This window comes from Mesorhizobium sp. (genome assembly GCF_004962245.1).
Taxonomy (GTDB): domain Bacteria; phylum Pseudomonadota; class Alphaproteobacteria; order Rhizobiales; family Rhizobiaceae; genus Mesorhizobium.
The window spans coordinates 15,077-36,977 of the sequence record NZ_SUHQ01000039.1; the positions used below are offsets into that span (position 1 = coordinate 15,077).

The 21,901-nt window shown below is 63.2% G+C and carries 22 protein-coding genes; 16 read left to right on the forward strand and 6 right to left on the reverse strand.

Annotated elements, in window-relative coordinates; genetic code table 11:
- Positions 1-72 precede the first annotated feature (72 nt).
- The 14 genes from E5X88_RS29815 to purU all read left to right on the forward strand — a co-directional run bounded on the left by E5X88_RS29815 (position 73) and on the right by purU (position 13,427).
- A complete protein-coding gene (locus E5X88_RS29815; protein WP_292167550.1) occupies positions 73-933 on the forward strand; it encodes a carbohydrate ABC transporter permease in 861 nt (286 codons plus the stop codon).
- Positions 930-1,889 (forward strand): carbohydrate ABC transporter permease, encoded by a 960-nt coding sequence (locus E5X88_RS29820; protein ID WP_292167551.1) that lies wholly within the window; start codon positions 930-932, stop codon positions 1,887-1,889. Before E5X88_RS29815 ends, E5X88_RS29820 begins: the two co-directional genes overlap by 4 nt.
- Positions 1,886-2,977, forward strand: coding sequence for an ABC transporter ATP-binding protein (locus tag E5X88_RS29825; protein WP_292167554.1), 1,092 nt, complete (start codon positions 1,886-1,888; stop codon positions 2,975-2,977). The genes E5X88_RS29820 and E5X88_RS29825 overlap by 4 nt, the downstream gene beginning before the upstream one ends.
- Before the next feature lie 3 nt (positions 2,978-2,980).
- Positions 2,981-4,057: an ABC transporter ATP-binding protein gene (locus E5X88_RS29830; protein WP_292167557.1), complete on the forward strand. Its 1,077-nt coding sequence runs from the start codon at positions 2,981-2,983 to the stop codon at positions 4,055-4,057.
- A 35-nt stretch (positions 4,058-4,092) separates the two neighbouring features.
- A complete protein-coding gene (locus tag E5X88_RS29835) occupies positions 4,093-5,181 on the forward strand; it encodes a Gfo/Idh/MocA family oxidoreductase (protein WP_292167559.1) in 1,089 nt (362 codons plus the stop codon).
- A gap of 42 nt (positions 5,182-5,223) precedes the next feature.
- Positions 5,224-6,138, forward strand: a complete 915-nt coding sequence (locus E5X88_RS29840) for a sugar phosphate isomerase/epimerase (protein WP_292167561.1) — start codon at positions 5,224-5,226, stop codon at positions 6,136-6,138.
- 40 nt (positions 6,139-6,178) lie between these two features.
- Positions 6,179-7,120, forward strand: a complete 942-nt coding sequence (locus E5X88_RS29845; protein WP_292167563.1) for a substrate-binding domain-containing protein — start codon at positions 6,179-6,181, stop codon at positions 7,118-7,120.
- 85 nt (positions 7,121-7,205) lie between these two features.
- Positions 7,206-8,186, forward strand: coding sequence for an ABC transporter permease (locus E5X88_RS29850; RefSeq protein WP_292167618.1), 981 nt, complete (start codon positions 7,206-7,208; stop codon positions 8,184-8,186).
- Positions 8,183-8,965 (forward strand): ATP-binding cassette domain-containing protein, encoded by a 783-nt coding sequence (locus tag E5X88_RS29855; RefSeq protein WP_292167620.1) that lies wholly within the window; start codon positions 8,183-8,185, stop codon positions 8,963-8,965. Before E5X88_RS29850 ends, E5X88_RS29855 begins: the two co-directional genes overlap by 4 nt.
- 16 nt (positions 8,966-8,981) lie before the next feature.
- Positions 8,982-10,163 (forward strand): aldose 1-epimerase family protein, encoded by a 1,182-nt coding sequence (locus E5X88_RS29860; RefSeq protein WP_292167565.1) that lies wholly within the window; start codon positions 8,982-8,984, stop codon positions 10,161-10,163.
- 91 nt (positions 10,164-10,254) lie between these two features.
- Positions 10,255-11,343 carry a fatty acid desaturase family protein gene (locus tag E5X88_RS29865; protein ID WP_292167567.1) on the forward strand — a complete coding sequence of 363 codons (1,089 nt, stop codon included), beginning with the start codon at positions 10,255-10,257 and terminating at the stop codon, positions 11,341-11,343.
- Positions 11,344-11,396: 53 nt separating this feature from the next.
- Positions 11,397-11,711 (forward strand): MocE family 2Fe-2S type ferredoxin, encoded by a 315-nt coding sequence (locus tag E5X88_RS29870; RefSeq protein WP_292167569.1) that lies wholly within the window; start codon positions 11,397-11,399, stop codon positions 11,709-11,711.
- Between the two features lie 37 nt (positions 11,712-11,748).
- The gene (locus E5X88_RS29875) at positions 11,749-12,549 is read left to right on the forward strand and encodes a 3-methyl-2-oxobutanoate hydroxymethyltransferase (RefSeq protein WP_292167571.1); all 801 of its coding nucleotides are present in this window, start codon (positions 11,749-11,751) and stop codon (positions 12,547-12,549) included.
- Positions 12,546-13,427: a formyltetrahydrofolate deformylase gene (gene purU / locus E5X88_RS29880; RefSeq protein WP_292167573.1), complete on the forward strand. Its 882-nt coding sequence runs from the start codon at positions 12,546-12,548 to the stop codon at positions 13,425-13,427. The genes E5X88_RS29875 and purU overlap by 4 nt, the downstream gene beginning before the upstream one ends.
- A gap of 17 nt (positions 13,428-13,444) precedes the next feature.
- Here purU and hutH read toward each other — a convergent pair whose 3' ends face one another.
- Both hutH and E5X88_RS29890 read right to left on the reverse strand, forming a co-directional pair.
- Positions 13,445-14,926 carry a histidine ammonia-lyase gene (gene hutH / locus E5X88_RS29885; protein WP_292167575.1) on the reverse strand — a complete coding sequence of 494 codons (1,482 nt, stop codon included), beginning with the start codon at positions 14,924-14,926 and terminating at the stop codon, positions 13,445-13,447.
- The gene (locus tag E5X88_RS29890; RefSeq protein ID WP_292167577.1) at positions 14,923-15,924 is read right to left on the reverse strand and encodes an ornithine cyclodeaminase family protein; all 1,002 of its coding nucleotides are present in this window, start codon (positions 15,922-15,924) and stop codon (positions 14,923-14,925) included. Before E5X88_RS29890 ends, hutH begins: the two co-directional genes overlap by 4 nt.
- A 203-nt stretch (positions 15,925-16,127) precedes the next feature.
- Here E5X88_RS29890 and E5X88_RS29895 point away from each other — a divergent pair, with 203 nt between their 5' ends.
- Together E5X88_RS29895 and E5X88_RS29900 are read left to right on the forward strand one after the other, a co-directional pair.
- Entirely contained in the window at positions 16,128-17,561 is a 1,434-nt protein-coding gene (locus E5X88_RS29895; RefSeq protein WP_292167579.1) for a DHA2 family efflux MFS transporter permease subunit, read from the forward strand.
- Between the two features lie 126 nt (positions 17,562-17,687).
- The gene (locus E5X88_RS29900; RefSeq protein WP_292167581.1) at positions 17,688-18,095 is read left to right on the forward strand and encodes a carboxymuconolactone decarboxylase family protein; all 408 of its coding nucleotides are present in this window, start codon (positions 17,688-17,690) and stop codon (positions 18,093-18,095) included.
- A 32-nt stretch (positions 18,096-18,127) separates the two neighbouring features.
- Here the strand turns inward: E5X88_RS29900 and E5X88_RS29905 are convergent, their stop codons facing one another.
- From E5X88_RS29905 to E5X88_RS29920, 4 genes are all read right to left on the reverse strand, one after another.
- Positions 18,128-19,411 carry a type II toxin-antitoxin system HipA family toxin gene (locus tag E5X88_RS29905; protein ID WP_292167583.1) on the reverse strand — a complete coding sequence of 428 codons (1,284 nt, stop codon included), beginning with the start codon at positions 19,409-19,411 and terminating at the stop codon, positions 18,128-18,130.
- Complete coding sequence (locus tag E5X88_RS29910; RefSeq protein ID WP_292167587.1) at positions 19,411-19,755, reverse strand: helix-turn-helix transcriptional regulator; 345 nt, start codon at positions 19,753-19,755, stop codon at positions 19,411-19,413. The genes E5X88_RS29905 and E5X88_RS29910 overlap by 1 nt, the downstream gene beginning before the upstream one ends.
- Before the next feature lie 177 nt (positions 19,756-19,932).
- The gene (locus E5X88_RS29915; protein ID WP_292167623.1) at positions 19,933-20,820 is read right to left on the reverse strand and encodes an amidohydrolase; all 888 of its coding nucleotides are present in this window, start codon (positions 20,818-20,820) and stop codon (positions 19,933-19,935) included.
- On the reverse strand, positions 20,820-21,896 hold the full coding sequence (locus E5X88_RS29920; protein ID WP_366664785.1) for a VWA domain-containing protein: 1,077 nt from the start codon (positions 21,894-21,896) through the stop codon (positions 20,820-20,822). The genes E5X88_RS29915 and E5X88_RS29920 overlap by 1 nt, the downstream gene beginning before the upstream one ends.
- Positions 21,897-21,901: the final 5 nt, after the last annotated feature.

The window sequence follows — 21,901 nt, forward strand, 5'->3', positions numbered from 1 at the left end:
TCCCAGGATCTCATGGAGGGGAGGAGTGATTGCTCTTCCCCTCCGCAACGATGGTACCAGCAAAGCTGCAAGATGAAGCGTTCCGTTCCCTTCGAGATGTTCCGTTATGCCGCGATCTTCGCGGCCATGGCGGTGACGCTGGTGCCGATCCTGTGGATGGTGTCGATGGCCTTCAAGCCGATCGCGGAATGGTCGGCGACCGGCGCCGATCTGACCTGGTGGCCGAAGAACCCGACGCTCAGCAATTTTCAGTTCGTCTTCGGTGAATCGACCAACAATCTCATCGTCGCACTCGACCGCACTGCGCTGAAGCCGATCCTGTCGTCGCTGCTGTCGGCCACGTTCGGCACGGTGATCGCCATGTCGGCCGGCACGGCGGCCGCTTACGGACTGTCACGCTTCGGTTCTGGCCAGAACCTGCCGCTGGCGCTGATCCAGTTGCGCCTGTTTCCGCCGATGGCGGTCATGACGCCCGTGATGATCATGTGGGCCTTCCTCAACTTCACCGACAGCTGGTGGGGGCTGTCGCTGATCTATGGCATCGTCACGCTGCCTTTCGCCTTCTGGCTGATGAAGACCTTCTTCGACGACATGCCCCGCGAGATCGAGGAGGCGGCACTGGTCGAGGGCTGTTCGCGGTGGCGCGTCTTCACCCGCATCACGCTGCCGATGATGCGCGCGCCGCTGGCAAGCGCGGCACTTTTCGTCTTCATCCTCAACTGGTCGGATTATCTGATCGCGCTGCTTCTGACGACGCGCGAATGGGTGACGATCCCGGTCTATATGGCCTCGCTGTCCTCCTCGATGACCGGTCAGCTCTATGGCGCCAAGGCAGCACTCGGCCTCATCGCCGCGGTGCCGCCGGTCATCATGGGCATCGCCATCCAGCGCCATCTGGTGCGCGGGCTGACCTTCGGGGCGCTCAAGCAATGAGCGCGGTGACCGCGACGATTTCGGAGGACGTGATGAAGACCGTCCAGGCAAAGCCTGCATTGCGGCACGAAGGCGCAAAGCTTGGCTTCCGGCTGACGCTGCCGGCGCAGATCCTGGTGCTGTTCATTGCCGTCTTCCCGCTGCTCATGCAGCTTTACATCAGCCTGACCGACTGGTCGCCGCTTTCGGGCCTCGGCTGGTGGAACGCCTGGTCGCTGTGGAACAATTTCGCCAACTACACCGACCTTGCCGTGGACGCGCGCTTCTGGAGCGCGTTGAAGCGCACGGCCATCGTCATGATCGTCTGCGTGCCCGTCGAGTTCTTGCTCGGGCTGGCGCTAGCGACGCTGTTCGCCGACGAGTTTCCCGGCAAGCGGATCTTCTATTCGATCCTGCTGATGCCGATGATGGTGGTGCCGGCGGTGGCCGGCTACATGTTCTTCATGCTGTTCCAGTCGGGCGGCCCGTTGAATGACCTGCTGTCGGCGATATCGGGCATGCCGGTCACCATCGCCTGGCTGTCGGATCCGACGCTGGCGCTCATCGCGGTCATGGTCGCCGACATCTGGCAGTGGACGCCATTGATGTTCCTCATCCTGCTTGCCGGCCTGGTCGGCGTGCCCGAGGACCAGATCAAGGCGGCGACGCTGCTCGGTGCCAATCCCTGGCAGCGCTTCGTCACCATCGTGCTGCCGAAGATGAGGACGATCATCATCATCGCGCTGGCGATCCGCGTGATCGAGAACTTCAAGATCTTCGACACGCTCTACATCATGACCGGCGGCGGTCCCGGCGTCGCCACCGAGACGATCTCCGTCTACATCTACAAGCTCACCACGCAGGACCTGATCTGGGGCTATGTGGCGGCGATCGCGCTGGCCATCTTGATCGTGCTCTCCATCGCCGCGGTCTTCGCGATGAAGCGCATGGCCCGGGCTCGCGAGGTGACGGCATGAGCGCGATCCATTTGCAGAACCTGGTCAAGAAGTTCGGCGACTTCACCGCCTTGAAGACGATGGATCTTGCCATTGCCGACGGCGAGTTCATGGCGCTGCTCGGGCCATCGGGCTGCGGCAAGTCGACGACGATGAACATGATCGCCGGCATGGAGGAGCCGACCAGCGGCAAGATCCTGTTTGCCGAGCGCGACATGGCCGGCGTGCCGATGGGCCGTCGCGGGGTAGGCTTCGTCTTCCAGAACTATGCGATTTTCACGCATATGACCGTGCGGCAGAACCTCGCCTATGGGCCGAAAATGCGTGGCGCGCCAAAGGCCGAGATCGATCGCCGCGTCGGCGCCATTGCCGAGATGCTGCAACTGACGCCGCTGCTCGACCGCAAGGCCGACAGGCTGTCGGTCAACATTTTGCAGCGCGTGGCGATCGGCCGTTCGGCGATCATGGAGCCGGCGATCTTCCTGCTGGACGAGCCGCTGTCCAATGTCGACGCAGCCTTCCGGGCGGTGATGCGGACCGAACTGAAGCAGTTGCAGCGGCAGTTCCGGCAGACCATGGTCTATGTCACCCACGACCAGCTCGAAGCGATGACCATGGCCGATCGCATCGCGGTGATGGACCATGGCGTTTTACAGCAGGTCGGCACGCCGCTCGAGGTCTACAACAATCCAGCCAATGTCTTCGTCGCCCGCTTTATCGGAGCGCCGGGCATGAACCTGCTCAAGGGCAAGCCGGCGGAAAGCGACCGTGGCCTGGTCATCGACCTCGGCACGCTCGGTGTTACGCCACCGCTGCCGGCGGAAATCGCTGCCGCGGTGCGGGGCACGCAAGGCGATGTGCTCTACGGCTTCCGCCCGGAACAGGCGGCGCTGGTCAAACGCGGCCAGGGTCTTTCCTTGCCGGTGACTTTCGTCGAGCGCATCGGCGCACGCACCATCGTCCATCTCGGCCAGGGCGAGGGCGCGGTGAAGGCGGTGTTCGGCAACGATGTCGGGCTGGCGATCGGACAGACAGCGGTCGTCGCGCCGGCCGCGCAGTCGGTGCGCGTTTTCGACGCCGCCACCGGCCTTGCCGTGAGAGCAGGTTGAGACATGGCCAACATCGTCTTCAGCAATGTGACGAAACGCTACGGCAATACGCTCGCCGTCGACGATGCCTCGTTCACGGTCAACGACAATGAGTTCTTCTGTTTCTTCGGGCCGCCGCTTTCAGGCAAGTCGACGATCCTGCGCTTGGTGCTCGGACTGGAAACGCCTGACACCGGCGAGATCCTGATCGGCGGCAGGCCGGTGAACGCGGTGTCGCCGGCCGAGCGCAACGTCGCCATGGTGTTTCAGAACCTGGCGTTGTTTCCGCATATGAGCGCGCGCGACAATGTCCGCTTTCCCCTCGTCGAACGCAGGGTCGCCGAGGCCGAGATCGAAAAGCGCGTCGCCGACGTCGCCGCCAAGCTGCATATCGGCCACATCCTGCACAAGCCGCCGGCACAGCTTTCGGGCGGCGAGCGGCAGCGTGTGGCGATTGCGCGTGCGCTGGTGCGCGATCCCGCCGCCTATCTGATGGACGACCCGATCTCGGCGCTCGATGCGCGGCTGCGCGAGGAGACGCGCGTCGAGCTCAAACGCATCCAGCGCGAGCTCGGCAAGACGCTGATCTACGTCACGCACGACCAGGAAGAGGCGATGTCGGTCGCCGACCGCATCGCCATCCTGGAGAATGGCAAGATCAGGCAAATCGGCGCGCCGGCCGAGATTTATGACCGGCCGGCGAGCACCTATGTAGCGCGGCTGCTCGGCTCTCCGATGATGAACATCTTGCAGTCGGTGCGCGGCGAGGGCGGTGTCGAGGCGGCCGAAGGCACGATCCGTATCTTGGATAAGGCGGCTCCAGCCGATGCCGTCGAGATCGGGCTCAGGCCGGAAGACATCAAGGTCAGGCCCTGGTCGGGTGGGGAAATATCGGACGGGGGTGCGGGCCGCCCGGCGCGCGTCTTCGAGGTCGAGCCGCTCGGCGGCTATACCGTGGTGACGCTCGCCGCTGGGCAGGCGCGCCTCAGGGCGCTGCTGCGCGGCCAGCCGGACATCAGGCCGGACGCGATGGTGGCGATATCCTGTGAGCCTAGCCGTGTGCATTATTTCGGGCAGGGCGGGGGAGCGCTGGCACGATGACAGCGGCCGCAAGAAACGAACTTCGGGAGGAAGAGATGGCGAGCAAAGGCTTCGAGCCGGACGTGACGGTTCGCACCAAGGAATACAAGATTGGCTGCGTCGGCGCCGGCATGATCATGGCCGAATGCCATCTCGCCGCCTATCACGAAGCGGGTTTTCCGGTGGTGGCGATCGCCTCGCGGACCAGGGCCAGCGCCGAGAAGGTTGCCAGGCGCTGGGATATCCCGACGGTGCACGACACGCCGGAACAGCTCATCGAGGACGAAAATGTCGAGATCATCGACCTTGCCTTTCCGCCGGACCAGCAGCCGGCGCTGATCCGCCATGCGCTAAAGCAGAAGCACATCAAGGCGATCCTGGCGCAGAAGCCGTTGGCGCTGTCGCTTAAGGACGCGATCGAACTGCGGGACGAAGCTGCCAGGGCCGGCAAGATCCTCTCGGTCAACCAGAACATGCGCTACGACCAGTCGATGCGCGTGCTGAAGCAGATCATGGACAGCGGCGCGCTCGGCGACATCGTCTTCGCGCAAATCGACATGCATGCGATCCCGCACTGGCAGACGTTTCTCGAGGACTACGACAGGCTGACGCTCGCCAATATGAGCGTCCACCATCTCGATGTGCTGCGTTTCCTGTTCGGCGATCCGGACGAAATCACGACACTGACCCGCAAGGATCCGCGCACCCGGTTCGACCATTCCGATGGCATCACCGTGTCGACGCTGCGGTTTCCGTCCGGCGTGCTTGCCGTGTCGCTGGAGGATGTCTGGTCGGGTCCGCGCCAGGACGGCTACAGGGACGACCAGCACATCAACTGGCGTGTCGATGGCACGAAGGGCGTCGCCAAGGGCACGATCGGCTGGCCGACAGGCTCCGCCTCGACGCTGACCTATGCCTCGACCGAGACGACGGACGGCAAGTGGGTGACGCCGAGCTGGGACACGATGTGGTTCCCGCATGCCTTCATCGGCGTGATGGAGCAGCTCCAGCACGCGGTGAAGACGGGTGAGCCGCCCGCGTTGTCCGTCGCCGACAACGTCAAGACCATGGCGCTGATCGAAGCCGGCTACCGCTCGATCGACAAGGGCCGCACGGTCAAGCTTTCCGAAATCTCGATCAACTGAATCACCAGCAACTCGAATCGCTTACAGGGAGGAATTCACACCATGATGCAGGCAGGTATCTTCACGGGCTATTTCCCGTACGGCCTCAAGGAAACCGCGGAAAAGATCCGCGCGCTCGATTTCAACACGGTGCAGCTCGACCTGCATTTTAGGGATCTCGACCTGTCCGCCGGGCAGATCACCAAGGACAAGGCCAGGACCGTTCGCGACACCTTCCGCGACCACAATCTGCCGGTGTGCTGCGTGTCGGGCTACACCAACATCATCCATCCCGACAAGGGCGAGCGCGAGAAGCGTGTCGGCTACCTCAAGGAGATCATCCGCAACGCCCGCCATTTCGGCTCGCCTTACGTGATTTCGGAAACCGGTACCTACAACACCGAGTCCGACTGGGTGCATCATCCCAAGAACAAGACCGAGGAGGGGTTCGAGGAGTGCCGCAAGGTCATCGCCGACCTTGCCCAGACGGCCTATGACCACGGCGCGGTCTTCCTGCTCGAAACCTATGTCAACAACGTCGTCGGCTCGGTCGAGGAGACGGTGAAGATGTTCGCGCAGGTCGACCATCCGGGCCTCGGCCTTTTGATGGACCCGACCAACTATTTCGAGACGCACAACATCGACATGATGGACCAGATCCTGAACCAGGTGTTCGACACGCTGACCGACAAGATCAAAATAGCTCATGCCAAGGACGTCAAGCGCTCGGGCGGCGACAAGTCGGAGAAGCACGCCGACATCGGCGACGAGGACGCGCTGGAGAGCCATACTTTCCGCGGCGTCGGCGAGATCGAGCTGCCGGCGCCCGGCCTCGGTTCGCTGAACTACGACCTCTATCTGCAGCGGCTCGCCGAAAAGCACCCGAACATCCCCGTCATCATCGAGCATCTCTCGGAGGATGACGTGCCGCGCGCCAAGAAATTCCTCGACGGCAAGTTCCGCGCCAACGGCCTTTGATCAGGCTGTGCGCCCGGAGAAACACAATGGAGGAAGCGAAATGTTGAAATTCGGATTGAAAGGGGCGGTAGCCGCAACGATGCTCGCCGGCCTCGCATTCAGTGCGCCGGCGCTGGCGCAGGACGGCCAGAAGACGTTCTATCTCCTGTCGCATGGCGGCCCGTCGGATGCGTTCTGGCTCGACTGGAATGCCGGCGCCACCAAGGCCTGCGACCAGCTCAAGGTGACCTGCAAGATCTCCTTCAGCGGCGGCGACATGGCGGCGCAGAAGGAAGCCTTCAACTCGGCTCTTGCCGCCAAACCCGACGGCATCGGCACCACCTCGGCCCAGCCCGGGCTGTGGACGGAAGAGGTGAAGGCGGCCAAGGCTGCCGGCATTCCGATCGTGTTCTTCAACACAGATGATCCGGCGACCGGCCGCCAGGCCTATGTCGGCGCCGATCTCAAGGAGGCCGGCGCCATCTGGGCCAGGTACCTCGTCGACAACAAGATGGTGAAGGAGGGCGACAAGGTGTTCCTGCCGGTGGAAGTGCCGGGCGCCAGCTACCAGCAGCTCGAGACCGAAGGCATCGCCAGCGTCTTCGATCCGCTCGGCATCAAATATGACGTGGTCGATTGCGGCACCGATCCGGCCGGCATCATCGCCAAGATGACCGACTACATGGTCGCCAACAATCCGCCGGCCATCATTGCGCTCGGCGATTCCGTCGCGGCCAGCGCCAAGCGGGTATTCGACGGCGCCGGCGTGCCGGCTGGCAAAATCCCGGTCGTCGGCTGGGGCAACTCCAGGGAAACCGCGGAAGCCGTCAAGGCCGGCTTCGTCAACGCGGCGGCCTGGCAGTTCCCGTCGGCGCAGGGCTTCATGCCGGTCGCGCTGCTCGGTCTCGCCGCGTCCGGTGAACCGATCGGCTACGACATCCACACCTTCAGCCTGTATGACGCCACAAGCGTCGAACCGATCCTGAAACTCTACAACAAGTGATTGAAATTGACGCCCGCCGCGCAGGCGGCGGGCGTCGCTCCCAGCTATGGTTCAAGCAGTCATGACAATTGCCGCGGAAGAGGAAATGCCGGTGGGGAAACGCAGGTCGAGCCTGATCCGCTCGCCGCAATTCTCATCGCTCATTATGTTCATCGTGCTGCTGGCGGTGTTCGCCATCGCCGATGCCAACTTCCTGTCGCCGCTCAACATCTCCAACATGATGGCGTTCCTGCCGGAGCTCGGCATTATCGCGCTCGGCATGACGCTGCTTCTGACGGCAGGCGAGTTCGACCTTTCGGTCGGCGCGGTGTTCGGGCTGGCGCCGGTCGTGGTCATGCTGCTGGTGCAGAACGGCCAGGTTGATATCGGCGTGGCGCTGCTTGCCGGGCTCCTGCTGTGCGTGGCGATCGGTGCGATCAACGGGCTGATCGTCACCAAGATCGGCATCTCGTCCTTCCTGGTCACGCTGTCGATGTTGCTAGTGGTGCGCGGGGCGGCGCTCTACATCACGCAGGGCTTTCCGCTGAAGTCCTGGGACCAGCCCGGCTTTTTCGTGACGCTGCTGGCCGGCAGTTTCAACATCGGGTCGTTCCGGTTCTACACCTCGCTGTGGTGGTTCGTCGGCCTGTCGCTGCTGGCGATCTACGTGCTGCGCTATGCCAAGCTCGGCAACTGGATCAGCGCCATCGGCTCCAACCGCAATGCGGCGGTGGCGCGCGGCGTGCCGGCCGATGCGGTCAAGATCTGGCTGTTCATCCTGACCTCCGTGCTGGCGGGTCTGGCCGGCATGATCAGCGCCTTCCGCATCTCGGCCGCGTCGCCGGTGGCTGGTACCGGCTACGAGCTCGAAGTCATCGCCATGGTGGTGGTCGGCGGCACGGCGCTGACCGGCGGGCGTGGCACGATACTGGGCACGATCGTCGGCGCACTGATGCTGCGCAGCATCCGCAACGGTATCGTGCTGATCGGTGTACCCGGGCTCGCCTACAATATCTTCGTCGGCGTCATCATCCTCGCCATGCTCATCCTGCACGCTTTGCTGCAGAAGAACGCCGCCAGGAGCTGACCATGGAAGTGCTTCGGCTGCAGAATCTGCAAAAATCCTTCGGTAGCGTCCGCGCGCTGAAGAGCGCCTCCTTCACCCTCGATGAAGGCGAGGTGGTGGCCCTGCTCGGCGACAATGGCGCCGGCAAATCCACGCTCATCAAGGCGATCTCAGGCGTGTTTTCCATCGATCGGGGCGAGATCTATGTCCGTGGCCAGAAAGTCTCCATCCGCTCGACGCGCGATGCGATGGATCTGGGCATCGAGACCATCCACCAGGACACCTCGCTGGCGCCGGACCTCAGCATCGCGCGCAATCTGTTTCTCGGTCGCGAGCCGGTCAACCTGAAATGGCTGGGCGTGTTCGCGCCGCTCGATCTCGCCAAGCTGCGCGATGCGGCTTCCGCCCTTTTGAAGCGTGTCGGCATCTCGAAAAAGCTCGACGCCGATGCGCTGGTCAGCACGCTTTCGGGCGGTGAGCGCCAGTCGATCGCCATTTCGCGGGCCATGCAGTTCGCGGCCAAGGTCATCATCCTCGACGAGCCGACCAACAATCTCGGCGTCGAGGAAACACACGGCGTGCTGCGCTTCGTCAAGGAGGTGCGCGCGGCCGGTCATTCGGTGCTTTTGATCACCCACAACATCCACCATGTCTTCCAGGTCGCCGACCGCATCATCGTCATGCGCCGCGGCGAGATCGTCGCCGAGCAGACGGTCGCCGATACCGACCTGTTGACCGTGGAGAGCATTATCACCGGCGCCGACATGTCGGCCCTGCTCAAGGAGACGAGAGCAAAGTGAAGGAACTGGCCGTCACATGGTAGAGCTTTACGGCAAGACGCTGTCGCGCCGGCAGGTTTCGGAGCGCTCCGGCATGCTGTCGCAATTCGCCGGCGTGCGGCTGATGACGCTTGGCGACGGCGTCGAGCGCGGCATCCGCATGCTCGAATTCCGCACCGGCTCCGGCTTGCGCTTCACCGCGCTCATCGACCGGGCGCTTGATATCGCCGATTGCGACTTCAAGGGCCAGGCGATCGGCTGGCATTCGCCGAGCGGCTTTCGCCATCCCGGCCTGCACGAGTATGAAGGCGAGGAGGGGCTGGCTTGGGCGCGGTCGTTCTCAGGCCTGCTGCTGACCTGCGGTCTCGACCACATCCTGTTCATGAATGAAGTGCCGGCCGACAGCTATAACTATCCGCCGAAGAGGACGGTGCGCCATTCCCTGCACGGCCGCATCAGCACCATCCCGGCGCGATTGACGGGCTATGGCGAGGCCTGGGACGGCGACCGCTGCGTGCTGTGGGCCGAGGCGATTGTCCAGCAATCGACGGTGTTCGGGGAGGATCTGCATCTGTTGCGGCGGATCGAGGCCGATGTCGGCGGCAACGAGATCCGGCTTTCGGACCGCGTCGTCAATCACGGCTTCAATCGGACGCCGCATATGTATTTCTACCACATCAATGTCAGCCATCCCGTGCTCGACGAAGGTTCGCGCTATCTGGCGCCGATCAGGGATGTCGTTTGGGCCGGGCATGCCGGCGACCGCTATGAGGCGCAGAAAGTCGGCTACCGCACCGTGCCGGCGCCGCAACTGGGTTTCAAGGAACAGGTCTGGCAGCACGAGCTCGGCGCCGACGCCAAGGGCGAGGTGCCGGTGGCAGTGGTCAACGACCGACTTGGCCTCGGCCTCGAAGTCATCACGCGCAAGGACCAGTTGCCTTGTGCCTATGAGTGGCAGAATTTCCAGGCTGGACAGTATGCGCTGGGCATAGAGCCGTCGACGCATCACGTGCTCGGCAATCTGGCCGCGCGCGAACGCGGCGAGATGATCTGGCTGGAGCATGGCGAAAGCCGCTCCTATAATGCGGTGTTCCGGGTTCTCGATGGCGCCGGCGATATCGCGACCGCCGAAAGCCGGATCGCGGCGATCGCCAGGCAGCCGCAGCAGGATTATCCGCAGCCGTCAGGCAATTTTCCGGTTCTCGGCGGCAGGTCGTGACGATGGCGAGGACGATGCAAAGCACCAGTTCTAAGGTTGGTTCCGGCCGGAGCGGGGAGGGCTCGCGGCCCATCGGGATTTGGAGGTCACAATGGCTGGCACAATGAAGCGCGACTACAGCCTGGTCGGCGAAAGCACGCGCAGGGCGATCGAGACGGGGCTGGCGTCGGCCGAATGGTACCACACGGACGTCTCCCGAAAGGCGATGAAGGCGTTGATGCAGCGTTCCGACAGCCCGGCGATCCGCGATACGATCATCTGGATCGGCGCCATCCTGGGTTCCGCTGCAGGCGGTATCTATTTCTGGGGCACCTGGTGGTGCGTGCCATTCTTCTTCGTCTATGGGGTGCTCTACGCCTCCGCCAGCGACTCGCGCTGGCACGAATGCGGCCATGGCACGGCCTTCCGGACGCGCTGGATGAACGATGTGGTCTATCAGATCGCCAGTTTCATGCTGATGCGCAATCCGGTGACCTGGCGCTGGAGCCACGCCCGCCATCACACCGATACGATCATCGTCGGACGCGACGCCGAGATCGCGGTGATGCGCCCGCCGGACCTTTTGCGCGCAGTGCTTGCCTTCACCGGTATTCTCGATTTCCGCTATTCGCTGCCGACGCTGGTGCGCAACGCGTTTGGCAACATCTCGCCTGATGAGAGGAGCTTTATTCCGGAGATGGAGCTGCCGAAGGTCGTCACCGCCGCGCGCTGGCATGTCGCCATCTACGTCGCGACCATCGCGGTCGCTCTTTACATGTGGTCTTGGCTGCCGTTGGTGCTGATCGGCCTGCCGCGCCTCTACGGCACCTGGCACATGGTGCTGACCGGCCTGCTGCAGCATATCGGCCTGGCCGACAATGTGATCGACCACAGGCTCAACAGCCGGACCGTCTACATGAACCCGATCAGCCGGTTCATTTACTGGAACATGAACTACCACGTCGAGCACCACATGTTCCCGATGGTGCCCTACCATGCGCTGCCCCGGCTGCATGAGCTGATCAAACACGATTTGCCGGAGCCGAACCCGTCGATGTGGCATGCCTATCGCGAGGTCTGGCCGGTCCTGCTCAAGCAGCTCAAATATGAGGACTACTTCCTCAAGCGCGAGCTGCCGCCGACGGCGCAGCCTTATCGTGGCGAGTTCCATGACGTGAACATCTCGGCGGCGGCGGAATAGGCTTTTCGCCTGCGGCTGCCTGTTGCGCGGACCAGAGATTTCAGGAGACAGAGATGGCCGATTGGGTTGAGGCGTGCGCCGTGGACGATGTCGAGGAAGAGGACGTGATCCGCTTCGATCATGGCGGCCGCACCTTCGCGATCTACCGTTCCCCGGACGACGAATTCTTCGCCACTGACGGGTTTTGCACCCATGAGAAGGCCCATCTGGCCGACGGGCTGGTGATGGACGACATTATCGAATGCCCCAAGCACAATGGCCGCTTCAATTACAAGACCGGCCAGGCCAAGGGGGCTCCAGTCTGCGTCAATTTGCAGACCTATCCGGTCAAGGTCGAAGCGGGCAAGGTGATGATCCAGATCGCCTGACCCGCCTTCCACACACGCAATAAGGGGACCAACATCGATGAGCCGGAAAAGACCCACGATCGCAGATCTGCGTGCCATGAAGGGCAAGCGGCAGCTGACCATGCTGCGCGTCTTGACGATGGACGAGGCCGAGGCCGCCGAAAGGGCCGGGGTCGACATCGTCTCGGTGCCGCCGGAGCTGGTGCTCAACCCGCAATACCGCGATGCGGCACCCAGCCTGTTCACCATGCCGGGCGACAATTTCTACGAGATCGGCACCGCCGACGATTTCGTGCGCTGGGCGTTCCGGCTCTACAAGGCCAGCGCCGACGCGGTCTACTGCAGCGCCGGCTTCGCCACCGTCAAGCGGCTGGCCGATGACAATATCCCGGTGATCGGCCATGTCGGCTTGATCCCGTCGCGCGCCACCTGGACCGGCGGCTTCAAGGCCGTCGGCAAGACGGCCGACAGCGCCATGCAGATTTACGACGCGGTCAAGCAGTATGAAGCCGCCGGCGCGGTCGGAGCCGAGATCGAAGTGGTGCCGGTCGAGGTGGCCAAGGCGATTTCGGAACGGACCTCGCTGATCATGCTGTCGATGGGGGCGGGCACCGGCTGCGACGCGCAATATCTGTTCGCCGACGACATCCTTGGCCAGAACCGAGGCCATATGCCCCGCCATTCCAAGGTCTATCGCAATTTCGCCGCTGAATATGACCGCCTGCAGGCGGAACGCATCGCCGCTTTTTCCGAATATGTCGCCGATGTGAACAGCCTGGCCTATCCCGAAGACAAGCATGTGGTGCATATGGACCCGGACCAACTCGGTCTGTTCATGAAAAGGGTCGACGGCGCGTGAAACCTGACGGCAATGCTGCAACTGGCGATGTGAGGCCGATTCATATTCTCAATCTTTCGTGTGAGGACCGGCCAGGGGTCGTTGCCGCGGTCACCACGGAGCTTGCTGCGAACGGCGCCAACATCGCCGAAAGCAGCCAGTTCTGGGACCGGCAGACCAATCGCTTTTTCATGCGGATCGCGTTCACAAGCCCGGCAGGCTCGACGAAGGACGATCTGGAGCGAGCCCTGAAATCCTCCGTCGACCGGTTCGGGATGAAAACCGCGCTGGTCGATCAGACCCGCCGCCCAAAGATCATCGTCATGGTCTCGAAGTTCGACCATGCGCTTCTCCATCTGCTTTACCAGATCAGGGTCGGCTGGCTGAATGCCGAGGTCGCCGGCGTCGTCTCCAATCATGAAGACGCCCGACGCTTCGCCGAGATGGAGGGAATTCCCTACCACCATTGGCCAACGACCAAGGAAAACAAGGCCGAACAGGAGCAGAAGCTGCTGGGTCTCGTGCAGGAGACGGGATCCGAGCTCGTCGTCCTGGCGCGCTACATGCAGGTCTTTTCAAAAGGCCTGTCGGACCGGCTTTACGGGCGGGCGATCAACATCCACCATTCCTTCCTGCCGAGCTTCAAGGGCGCAAAGCCCTACCACCAGGCCTTCGACCGCGGCGTCAAGCTGATCGGCGCGACAGCGCATTACGTGACATCGGATCTCGACGAAGGGCCGATCATCGAACAGGAAACAGAGCGCGTCACCCATGCGATGAGCGCGGACGATTTCGTGGCCGTCGGTCGCGACATCGAAAGCCGCGTGCTGGCGCGGGCCGTCAAGCTGCATCTTGAAGCCCGCGTCATGCTCAACGGCCACAAGACAATCGTCTTCTGACGAGCGGTCGTTCGGCCCTACGCCTGCCACGATCCACTGGCGAGCGCCGCGTAAATGGCCTCGGCATGGATGCCTTGGGGTCTGTCCTCCTTGAGCGGCAGGACAAGCGCGCGCACCGCCGCATGGATCGCGGCGGTCGCCGGCGCCAGCGTCAGGCCGTCGCGCAGGTCGACTGCCTGCGCAGCCGCCATCAGCTCGAAGGCGATCAGCCGCTGCCACAGCACGATCATGTCGGCGCATTTCGAAACGGCCAGCGGTGCTTGCGTCGCATGGTCCTCGACGCCTTCCGAGACCGGCAGGAAGTCGAGCATCACCGGATTAGCCTTGTGGCGGATGGCGGCGAGGATAGCGGTCACCGTCTTTTGCAGCGGCACGAAGCCGGCCGAAGCGCCGCCAACCGGCGACAGATATCTGGGCAGGCCGTTGCGGCCCGAGCCGGTGAGTTGGATGAAGCGGGCGGCGCAGGCGGCCGCACATTGAGCGATGGCAAGGCCAAGCGTCTCGAAGGCAAGCGACAGCGACGGGGTGTGGAAATTGCCGGTCGACAGCACCATGTCGTCGTCGCCCAGCACCAGCGGGTTGTCGGCGGCGGCGTTGAGCTCGATCTCGACGGCTTGCCTGGCCTGATCGATTGCCTCCAACAGCGCGCCATGGATTGACGGCATGCAGCGGATCGACAGCGGGTCCTGCAAGGTCGTCGGCATCGGCGCCTTGTCGCGTGCCAGAAGATCGCGCAAGCCTTTTGCCGCCTGCTGCTGGCCGGCGGCCGGTCGCGCCGCATGCAGGCGCGGGTCGAGGATCGTCTGGTTGGCGCCGATGCCTTCCATGGTCAGCGCGCCCGCCTGCTGTTGTTGTGCGAAGGCGGACAGTGCGTCGGCCAGCGCCAGCGCGCCGCCGCCGGCCGACACCGCCGAAGCGCTTATCAGCGATAGTCCGTCCTTGGGGGCGAGGCTGACGGGGGCGAGGCGGGCCATCGCCAGCGCCTTGGCCGCCGGCATGCGCCTGCCTTGAAAGTCGGCTTCGCCGTCGCCGGTCAGCATGCGGCCGAGCGTTGCCATCAGCACCAGGTCGCTGTCGCCGATCGAGCCCAGCGACGGCATCACCGGGTGCACGCCGGCGTTGAGCGCGTCGACGAGTGCGACGAAAACCTCCAATGAAATGCCCGAACCGCCGGCCGAAAACATCGCCGCCCGGGCAAGCATCGTCGCCCGCACGATGTCCTGCGGCAGCACGTCACCCACCGCGCCGCTGCGCCCTTCCAGCAACTGGCGCTGGAAAGCGCCGGCGTCGCCGCTGACCGATGTGCCGAGATTGGCGCCGAGACCGGTGTTGAGCCCATAGATCGGCTGACCGGAAGCGGCAGCGCGGTCGAGCACTTTTCGCGCTCTGTCCAACCTTTCCATGACGGTGGGTGCTATTTCCACCTTGCGCCTGTCACGGGCAACCGCCGCGACGTCCTCGACACGGATGCCGGCTCCGGAGAGGATGAGCGCACTCATGCGAAGCGCAGCCGCTGGCCGATGCCTTGCGCTTGCGCCTTGGCCAGCATCGCCTTGCCCAGCGCGATGTCGGAGAGCGACAGGCCGCGATGCCAGAACAGGATCGTCTCGTCGTCGCTCTGTCGCCCGGCCTTGCGGCCGGCGGCGATCTGGCCAAGTTCGGCGTGCAGGGTTTGTTCGCTCAGCCGTCCGGTCTCGACATGGGCGCGCAGCGAGCCGAATTTGCCGCCCTTGCACTGACCCCAGTCGTCGACGACGATCTTGGCCATGATGTCGGTCAGCGACAGCTCCACCGCGCTCATCGTGCCGTAGGGCATCACCAGCGCACCGGGCTTGATCCATTCGGTTTTCAGCAGCGGCTGTGGTTCCGGCAGCCGCGAGGCTTCGACGACGATATCGGCGCCTTCGACGCAGGAGTGCCAGTCGGCGACCGCTGTGACCTTCTTGCCGAGATCGGCGGACAGCTTGGCGGCAAAGCCGTCGCGGCTCTCCGGCCGACGGGAATGCACGCGGATCTCGTCGAAGTCGAAGAGATGATCGAGCAGGCGCACATTCCAGTAGGCGGTGCCGCGCGCGCCTATATGACCGAGAACCTTCGATGTCTTTTTCGCCAGGTGTTTGGCGCCGATGGCGGTCACGGCGCCGGTGCGCATGTCGGTGATGACCGTGGCGTCGAGGATGGCACGCGGCGTGCCGGTGCGCGGGTCGAACAGGTTGAGGATGCCGAATTCCGACGGCAGGCCGTGCAGGTAATTGTCGACATAGTCGCCGACGATCTTGACGCCGGCCGCATCGAGCGGCGCGACGTAGCCGCGCAGGACGTTGAAATGGCCGTTGAAGGATGGGTCAGGCTCGAGATGGACGCGCGGCTCGATCACCGTCTGGCCGTTGCCCTGCGCCACCAGCCCGGCCTCGACCGCTTCGATGATTTCCGCATCGGTCATCGCGAGTGCTTCGATGTCGAGAGCGTTGAGATAATCGATGTAGATTGGTTTCATGCACACAGTTCCCGGTCAGAAAGGCGAAGTGTCAAGGGCTGGTTCGGTGGCGAGGTTCAGTCATCGCATAACAGCTCGCGATACGACACGAAAGTTTGTTGGTCCATGTCTGGACGGCGCCGCCCAAATGCTGTTCAAACCGGTGCGTCATCGATTTGCCGGACAAGTGTGCGGTGCCGATGGAGTTTCGGACAGTTCTGCGCATGACCGCCATTCCCGAAAACAAAGCCTTGCCCGAAACCGCGACAGCGGCGCGGCGTGTGGCGCTGATCGTCGCCATCGCCTTCTTCATGCAGCTTCTGGATTCGACGATCATCTCGACATCGCTGCCGCAGATGGGAGAATCCTTCGGCGTACCGGCGGTGGCGATGAGCATCGGCATCACCGTCTACATGCTGACCATGGCGGTATTCGTGCCGTTGTCCGGTTGGCTCGCAGACCGCGTTGGCGCGCGCAACGTCTTCCTCATCGCGATCGCGCTGTTCACGCTGGCTTCGATCGCCTGCGGCATCTCGCAGAACCTGACCGAATTCGTCGCCGCGCGCGCGGTCCAGGGGCTGGGCAGTGCGCTGATGACGCCGGTCGGCCGCATCCTGGTGCTGCGCAACGCCCCCAAATCCGAGCTTCTCAACGCCACCGCGCTGATCACCTGGCCGGCGCTGTTCGCGCCGGTGATCGGACCGGTGCTGGGCGGCTTCATCACCACCTATCTCTCCTGGCACTGGAATTTCTTCATCAACATTCCACTCGGCGTGGCCGGTCTGGCGCTGGTCGCCCGCTTCATTCCCGGCGACCGCGATTCCGCAGCCAGGCCGTTCGACTGGCCGGGTTTCTTTCTGACCTCGGCCGGGCTCGCCTCAATGCTCTACGGCCTCGAGCGCGTCGCCCATCCGGAAGACGGCGCCTTGCCGACCGTGGCGCTGGTTGCCACCGGCATCCTCGTCGGCTGGCTGGCGGTGCGGCATCTGGCGCGTGCAAAGAATCCGCTGCTCGACCTCACAGCGTTCAAGGTGCGGACTTTTGCCATATCGACGCTGTCGGCCGGCACCATTTTACGGGTTGCCATCAACGCCACGCCGTTCCTGCTGCCGCTGCTGTTCCAGGTCGGATTCGGCCTGAGACCCGTCGATGCCGGTATGCTGATCTTGGCCTATTTCCTCGGCAATCTCGGCATGAAGACGGTAACGACACCGACGCTGAGGTACTTCGGTTTTCGTTCAGTGCTGGTCGTCAACGGCGTGATCGCATCGCTGTCGATTATGGCCTGCGCGGCGATATCGCCGCAGACCTCGCAAGCGCTGGTGGTGGCGCTGATGCTGATCGCCGGATTGACGCGTTCGATGCAGTTCACTGCGCTCAACACGCTGGCCTTCGCCGACGTGGCCTCATCGCAGCGCAGTTCGGCGTCGACCTTGGCCAGCATGCTGCAGCAAGTGGCGATGCTGTTCGGCGTGGCGGTCGCGGCGGCGCTGCTCAACCTGTCGCAGATCGTGAGGGGCGGGCTGGCGCTTGACCTGGTAGACTTCCGCGTCGCCTTTCTGACGATCGGCGCTATCGGGCTCGCGGCCTCGTTCCGTTTCCTGACGCTGCCACCAGCCGCGGGGGCCGAGGTTTCGGGCCATTTTCAACGGAACTGATACCTGCGGCAGTCGTCGCCTATCGCGTCTGTCCTGTGTCGGCGGAAGTGACAGAGGAAGAATCATGCACGCGGCCGTGCATAGCCGCGTTTCCTCACACGCAGATCAAAACGAAAGGAGCCCGCCATGGCCACTGCCAGACTTCTCAGCGATATCGAGGTGGAAAAGATTCCCGCCGTGAAGGCCGTGTTCGATGATATCCGGGCGACGCGCAAATCCGATTTCGTCAACAATTTCTGGCGCGGGCTGGCCAACGATCCGGTCTCGTTGAGGCGGGTCTGGGAACAGCTCAAGGCGGTAATGGTCCCCGAGAGCGCCATCGACCCGCTGACCAAGGAGATGATCTACATCGCCGTCTCGACCGCCAATGGCTGCTCCTATTGCGTCCATTCGCACACGGCTGCGGCGCGGGCCAAGGGCATGACCGACGCGCAGCATGGCGAACTGGTCTCGATCATCGGGCTGGCCGGGCAGACCAACCATCTGGTGACCGCGATGCAGATCCCGCTCGATCCGCAGTTCGAGGTGACATGAGGTAGTCTGCGATTTTAGATCGCTGTTCGTATTCACCCTCTCGTCTCCTGCACCACGGCAAGTGTGTCTAAGCGCTTCAAGAGCAGCGTGGCCCGCGCTTCATCCAGAAGGTCGAAAGATGCTCTTGGCCATTGGTCGAGCGCTGTTTCGACAACTGCCTTCATTTCCCGTTCGATCCAGTCTGGGTCGAGCTTGAGGAAATCAGCGACACGACGGAATCGTTTGAAGGTGACGTTTGCGAAGGTGTGCGTGCCGGCAAATCTCAGGGCCAGATTGTCATTCGGAGCAAAAAAGATGGTTGGAACAATGTCGTAAGCTGGCGAAAGCCGAATTTCGCGATTGTGGGGAAACCAGAATGACCAGTTCTTCAGGTGATTGTCTCCATTTCCGATCAGGATGTCGGCGACGATCCGGCGCAGGCCTTCAAAAACGTCAGCGCGCCAGTCCGTACTGAAACGACGGATCATGTTGAGAACGGTCTCGTATGTGGCCATCGTATATTTGCGTTCACCGGTGGCTCCGACGATCTGGGCGGCATCTTCCATATGTATCCGTTTGTTGCCACCCGGACGATCGAAGCGGTCGGCGACAAACGCCTGCTTTCCCTCCTTGAGAAACGCTTTGGGGATTGCTTCGACCGCATCGGTCGAGATCAGCCGGCAATCCGCCGTATTGACACCGATCATTCGGCACAGGGTCATGGCCGCAAATTCCGCCTCAGGCAAACCGGGATATCGGGCGGTCGGTACCTTCAGGATGCAGCGACTTTCGCCGGCCCTCGCCGGCACGGTGAGCCGGTTGCCTATGGCGACGGCAGCGAATTTGAGCTGCACGCCTGCGAGCGAAAATTTTACCATGCCCTCTGGTCGTACAAGGTCGAGGCCTTGAACGCTTTCGAGACGGAGCGGTCCGGCTGAAGCTGGTGTGTCTGTTTCCGGCGCGATCAGAATAGCGCCAGGCAAATCCGCGCCCAGTCTTGTCAGCAGGTCGAATTGGTCGTGATTGCCCGGCCCCATCTCTGTTATGACAAGGTCGCGCAACGCGCCTTCGGGAAGCAGTCCTGAGAACCATGGGGGCAGATGCCCGTGAAGGCCAATCTTGTCTCCGCGCGCCGCAAGTCGTGCGCGTGTCGTGGCTTCGTCGCCCGGCACCAGCCAGCTTAGGCTAAGGGTAGGTCGCTCCGGATTTCGCAAATAGACTTCGTCCACCACAAAGGCAGTTGCTCGGTCGCGGTCCCGCGTCAGGACACCAACACGGTTTCTGTTGCCTTCCGGATCGAAAAGATACACGCCTAGAACTGCTGCCACGCCTGTCATCACTTGTCCTCGTCATCGGACAGATCGACGAAGAGATCGTCAAAGGCGGTGGATTGTGCGGGTGTCGCTTCACGCGGGGCTTTTTCCGGCGAAATCAATTCGCGGACGGCAGAGAGTCTGGAGTTCGGCACAAGCAACGGCGTCAGATCAAGCGCATCGCAAATCTCGACCAAAAGGGAAAGCCTGTCGCGTCCGATGCGCTCGTTAGCAAGATCGCGTTCCAGTTCGGAAATGCGCGCGCGATCCCTGCCCAGTCGCTGGGCAAGCGCGGGTTGCGTCAATCGGCGGTTCACTCTGGCTTCCCTGATTTGAGTTCCCAGAGACTGGAAGATAGACGGTTTCATGCGTTTTTCCGCATTTTTAGATGAATAAAAGCGGAATTCCGCATACATTGATTGGCGGGCAAAGTCAAGCGGAATTCCGCTCAATCATGCCATGACAAGCGCTATTCCGCACTTAAATGTACTGCAAGATCGCTAGCGAGAGGATCGAAAGCGCGCTCTGGCCCTTAGCGCCGCGCCTCACACCGGCCGGTAAACTCGCTCGGCGGTATTCCAGAAAACAGCCGCCTCGGCCGCCGCTCCGTGCTTAGCCACCGCCTGGCGGTGCGCCTTGATCAGCTCGGCATGGCTGGTCCACAGTTTCTCGATCGGGAAGTTCGAGCCGAACATCAGGTGGTCGCTGCCGAGGACGTCGATCGCATTGTCGACGATATAGGCGATCAGCGCAGGGTCGTTGCGGTGGACGAAGGTGCCGAGGCCGGAGAGCTTGGCATAGAGGTTGGGCGCCGCCGAAAGCGTGTGCAGACCGGCCTTCCAGGCTTCCGTGGTTTCCTCCGACATGTCGGTGAGCATGCCGGCATGGGTGAGGATGAAATTGGTCTCAGAATTCTCGCCGACAAGCGTCAGCCCGTCCTTCATCTGGGCCGGGAAAAGCTGCAGGTCGAAGGACAGGCCATAGTCCTTCAGCCGCGCCACATTGGCTCGCACCTTTGGATCGATGACCTGGTCTGCCGAAGCGGCGAAGCGGAAGGCCGGCGTCTCGTGCCAGTGCAGCTGCATGCGCACGCCGCGCAGCAGGGGGTATTTGATCAACCTGTCGATCTGGGGCCGGACATCATCGACCGTCATGTCGGCATAGCCGACGATGGCATGCGGCCAGCCGGTCCCGTCGGCCGTCTTCTGCAGAAAGGCGACCTCGGTCTCGAAATCCTCTTTCGCCCAGTTGGTCTGGACATAGACCGCTTTCTCGACGCCGGAGCCTTTCTGGTCGGCGAGAAATTCCTCGATCGGATAGTCGCGGCGGATCGGCTCGTAGGGCCCGAAGATGCGCGGCACCATCGGCCCGCGCAGCCATGGCTGGTCCTTTTGGCGCCAGATGTGGAAATGCGCGTCGATCGCCTTTTGCATCATGAGACCCTTTTCCAGATTGCCGCGGCCGCCGGAGCAGGGCGGGCGAGCGACAGGATGAAATCGGTGAGGCCCGAGATCGACGAGCCATCGACCAGATCGTCGAGCACCGGCAGGATGGCGCGAAGCGCTGCCGTCGCCGGCTGGAAGCGCGGATCGCCGGCCAGCGGCGTCGCCAGCGAAAGCCGGAAGGCGCGTGCGCTCAGCCGGCGCATCGCCATTTCCAGCTCGGCATGATCGCCGCGCTCCAGAGCGTCCGACAGGATGACGACCGCCGCTCCACGCGCAAGTGAGGAAAAGCGCGGCACCGACAGGAAGGCGAGCAGCGTCGGCCCCATGCGGGTGCCGCCATCCCAGTCGTCGACCAGTGTGGCCACGCGGGCCAGCGCCTGGTCGCGGTCGCGAATGCGCAGCGCCGAAGTGATGCGGGTCAGCCTTGTGCCGAAGGTGAAGATCTCGGCCCGGTCTGCGCCTTGCACCGCCGCATGTGCCAGTTTGAGGTAGTCGGCGGTATGCAGCCTCATCGAGCCGGAGACGTCGATCAGGATCAGCAGCTTGCGCGGCACGGTCTGCCTGCGGCGCAGCAGCGGCGACGGGACATCGCCATCGGCGCTGACGATTTCGCGGAGCGAACGGCGCAGATCGAGCTTGCCGCGCGCGTGCGTGCGCACGGTGCGGAACGAGCGGCGGGCGGGCAGGGCAGACGCCAGCCTGCGGCGGAAGGCGGTCAACCCGTCGCCGTCGCGCTGGAAGTCGCGGGTGCTCAACTGTTCGGCGCCGGACGCCTGCTCGCCGCCTTCCTCTTGGCGCGCCACCTGGATTTCTTCTTCGCTCGCGCCGCCGTCGTCCTTGATGCGGGTTTCCTCGTCGGCTTCGCCTTCGATCACGGCCGTGGTGTTGCCGTAGAAATGGCTCTGGAAATGCGCCTCGAATTCGTCGCGGCGGTCGGGCGGCGGCGCCAGCGTGGCGAGGGCAGCCTCGTGGATGTCATTCATCGAGCGGGGGCCAAGCAGCGTCACCGCTTGCATGAAGCCCGACACCTGTTCGGATGCCACCGGAAAGCCGTAACGGCGCAGCAGCC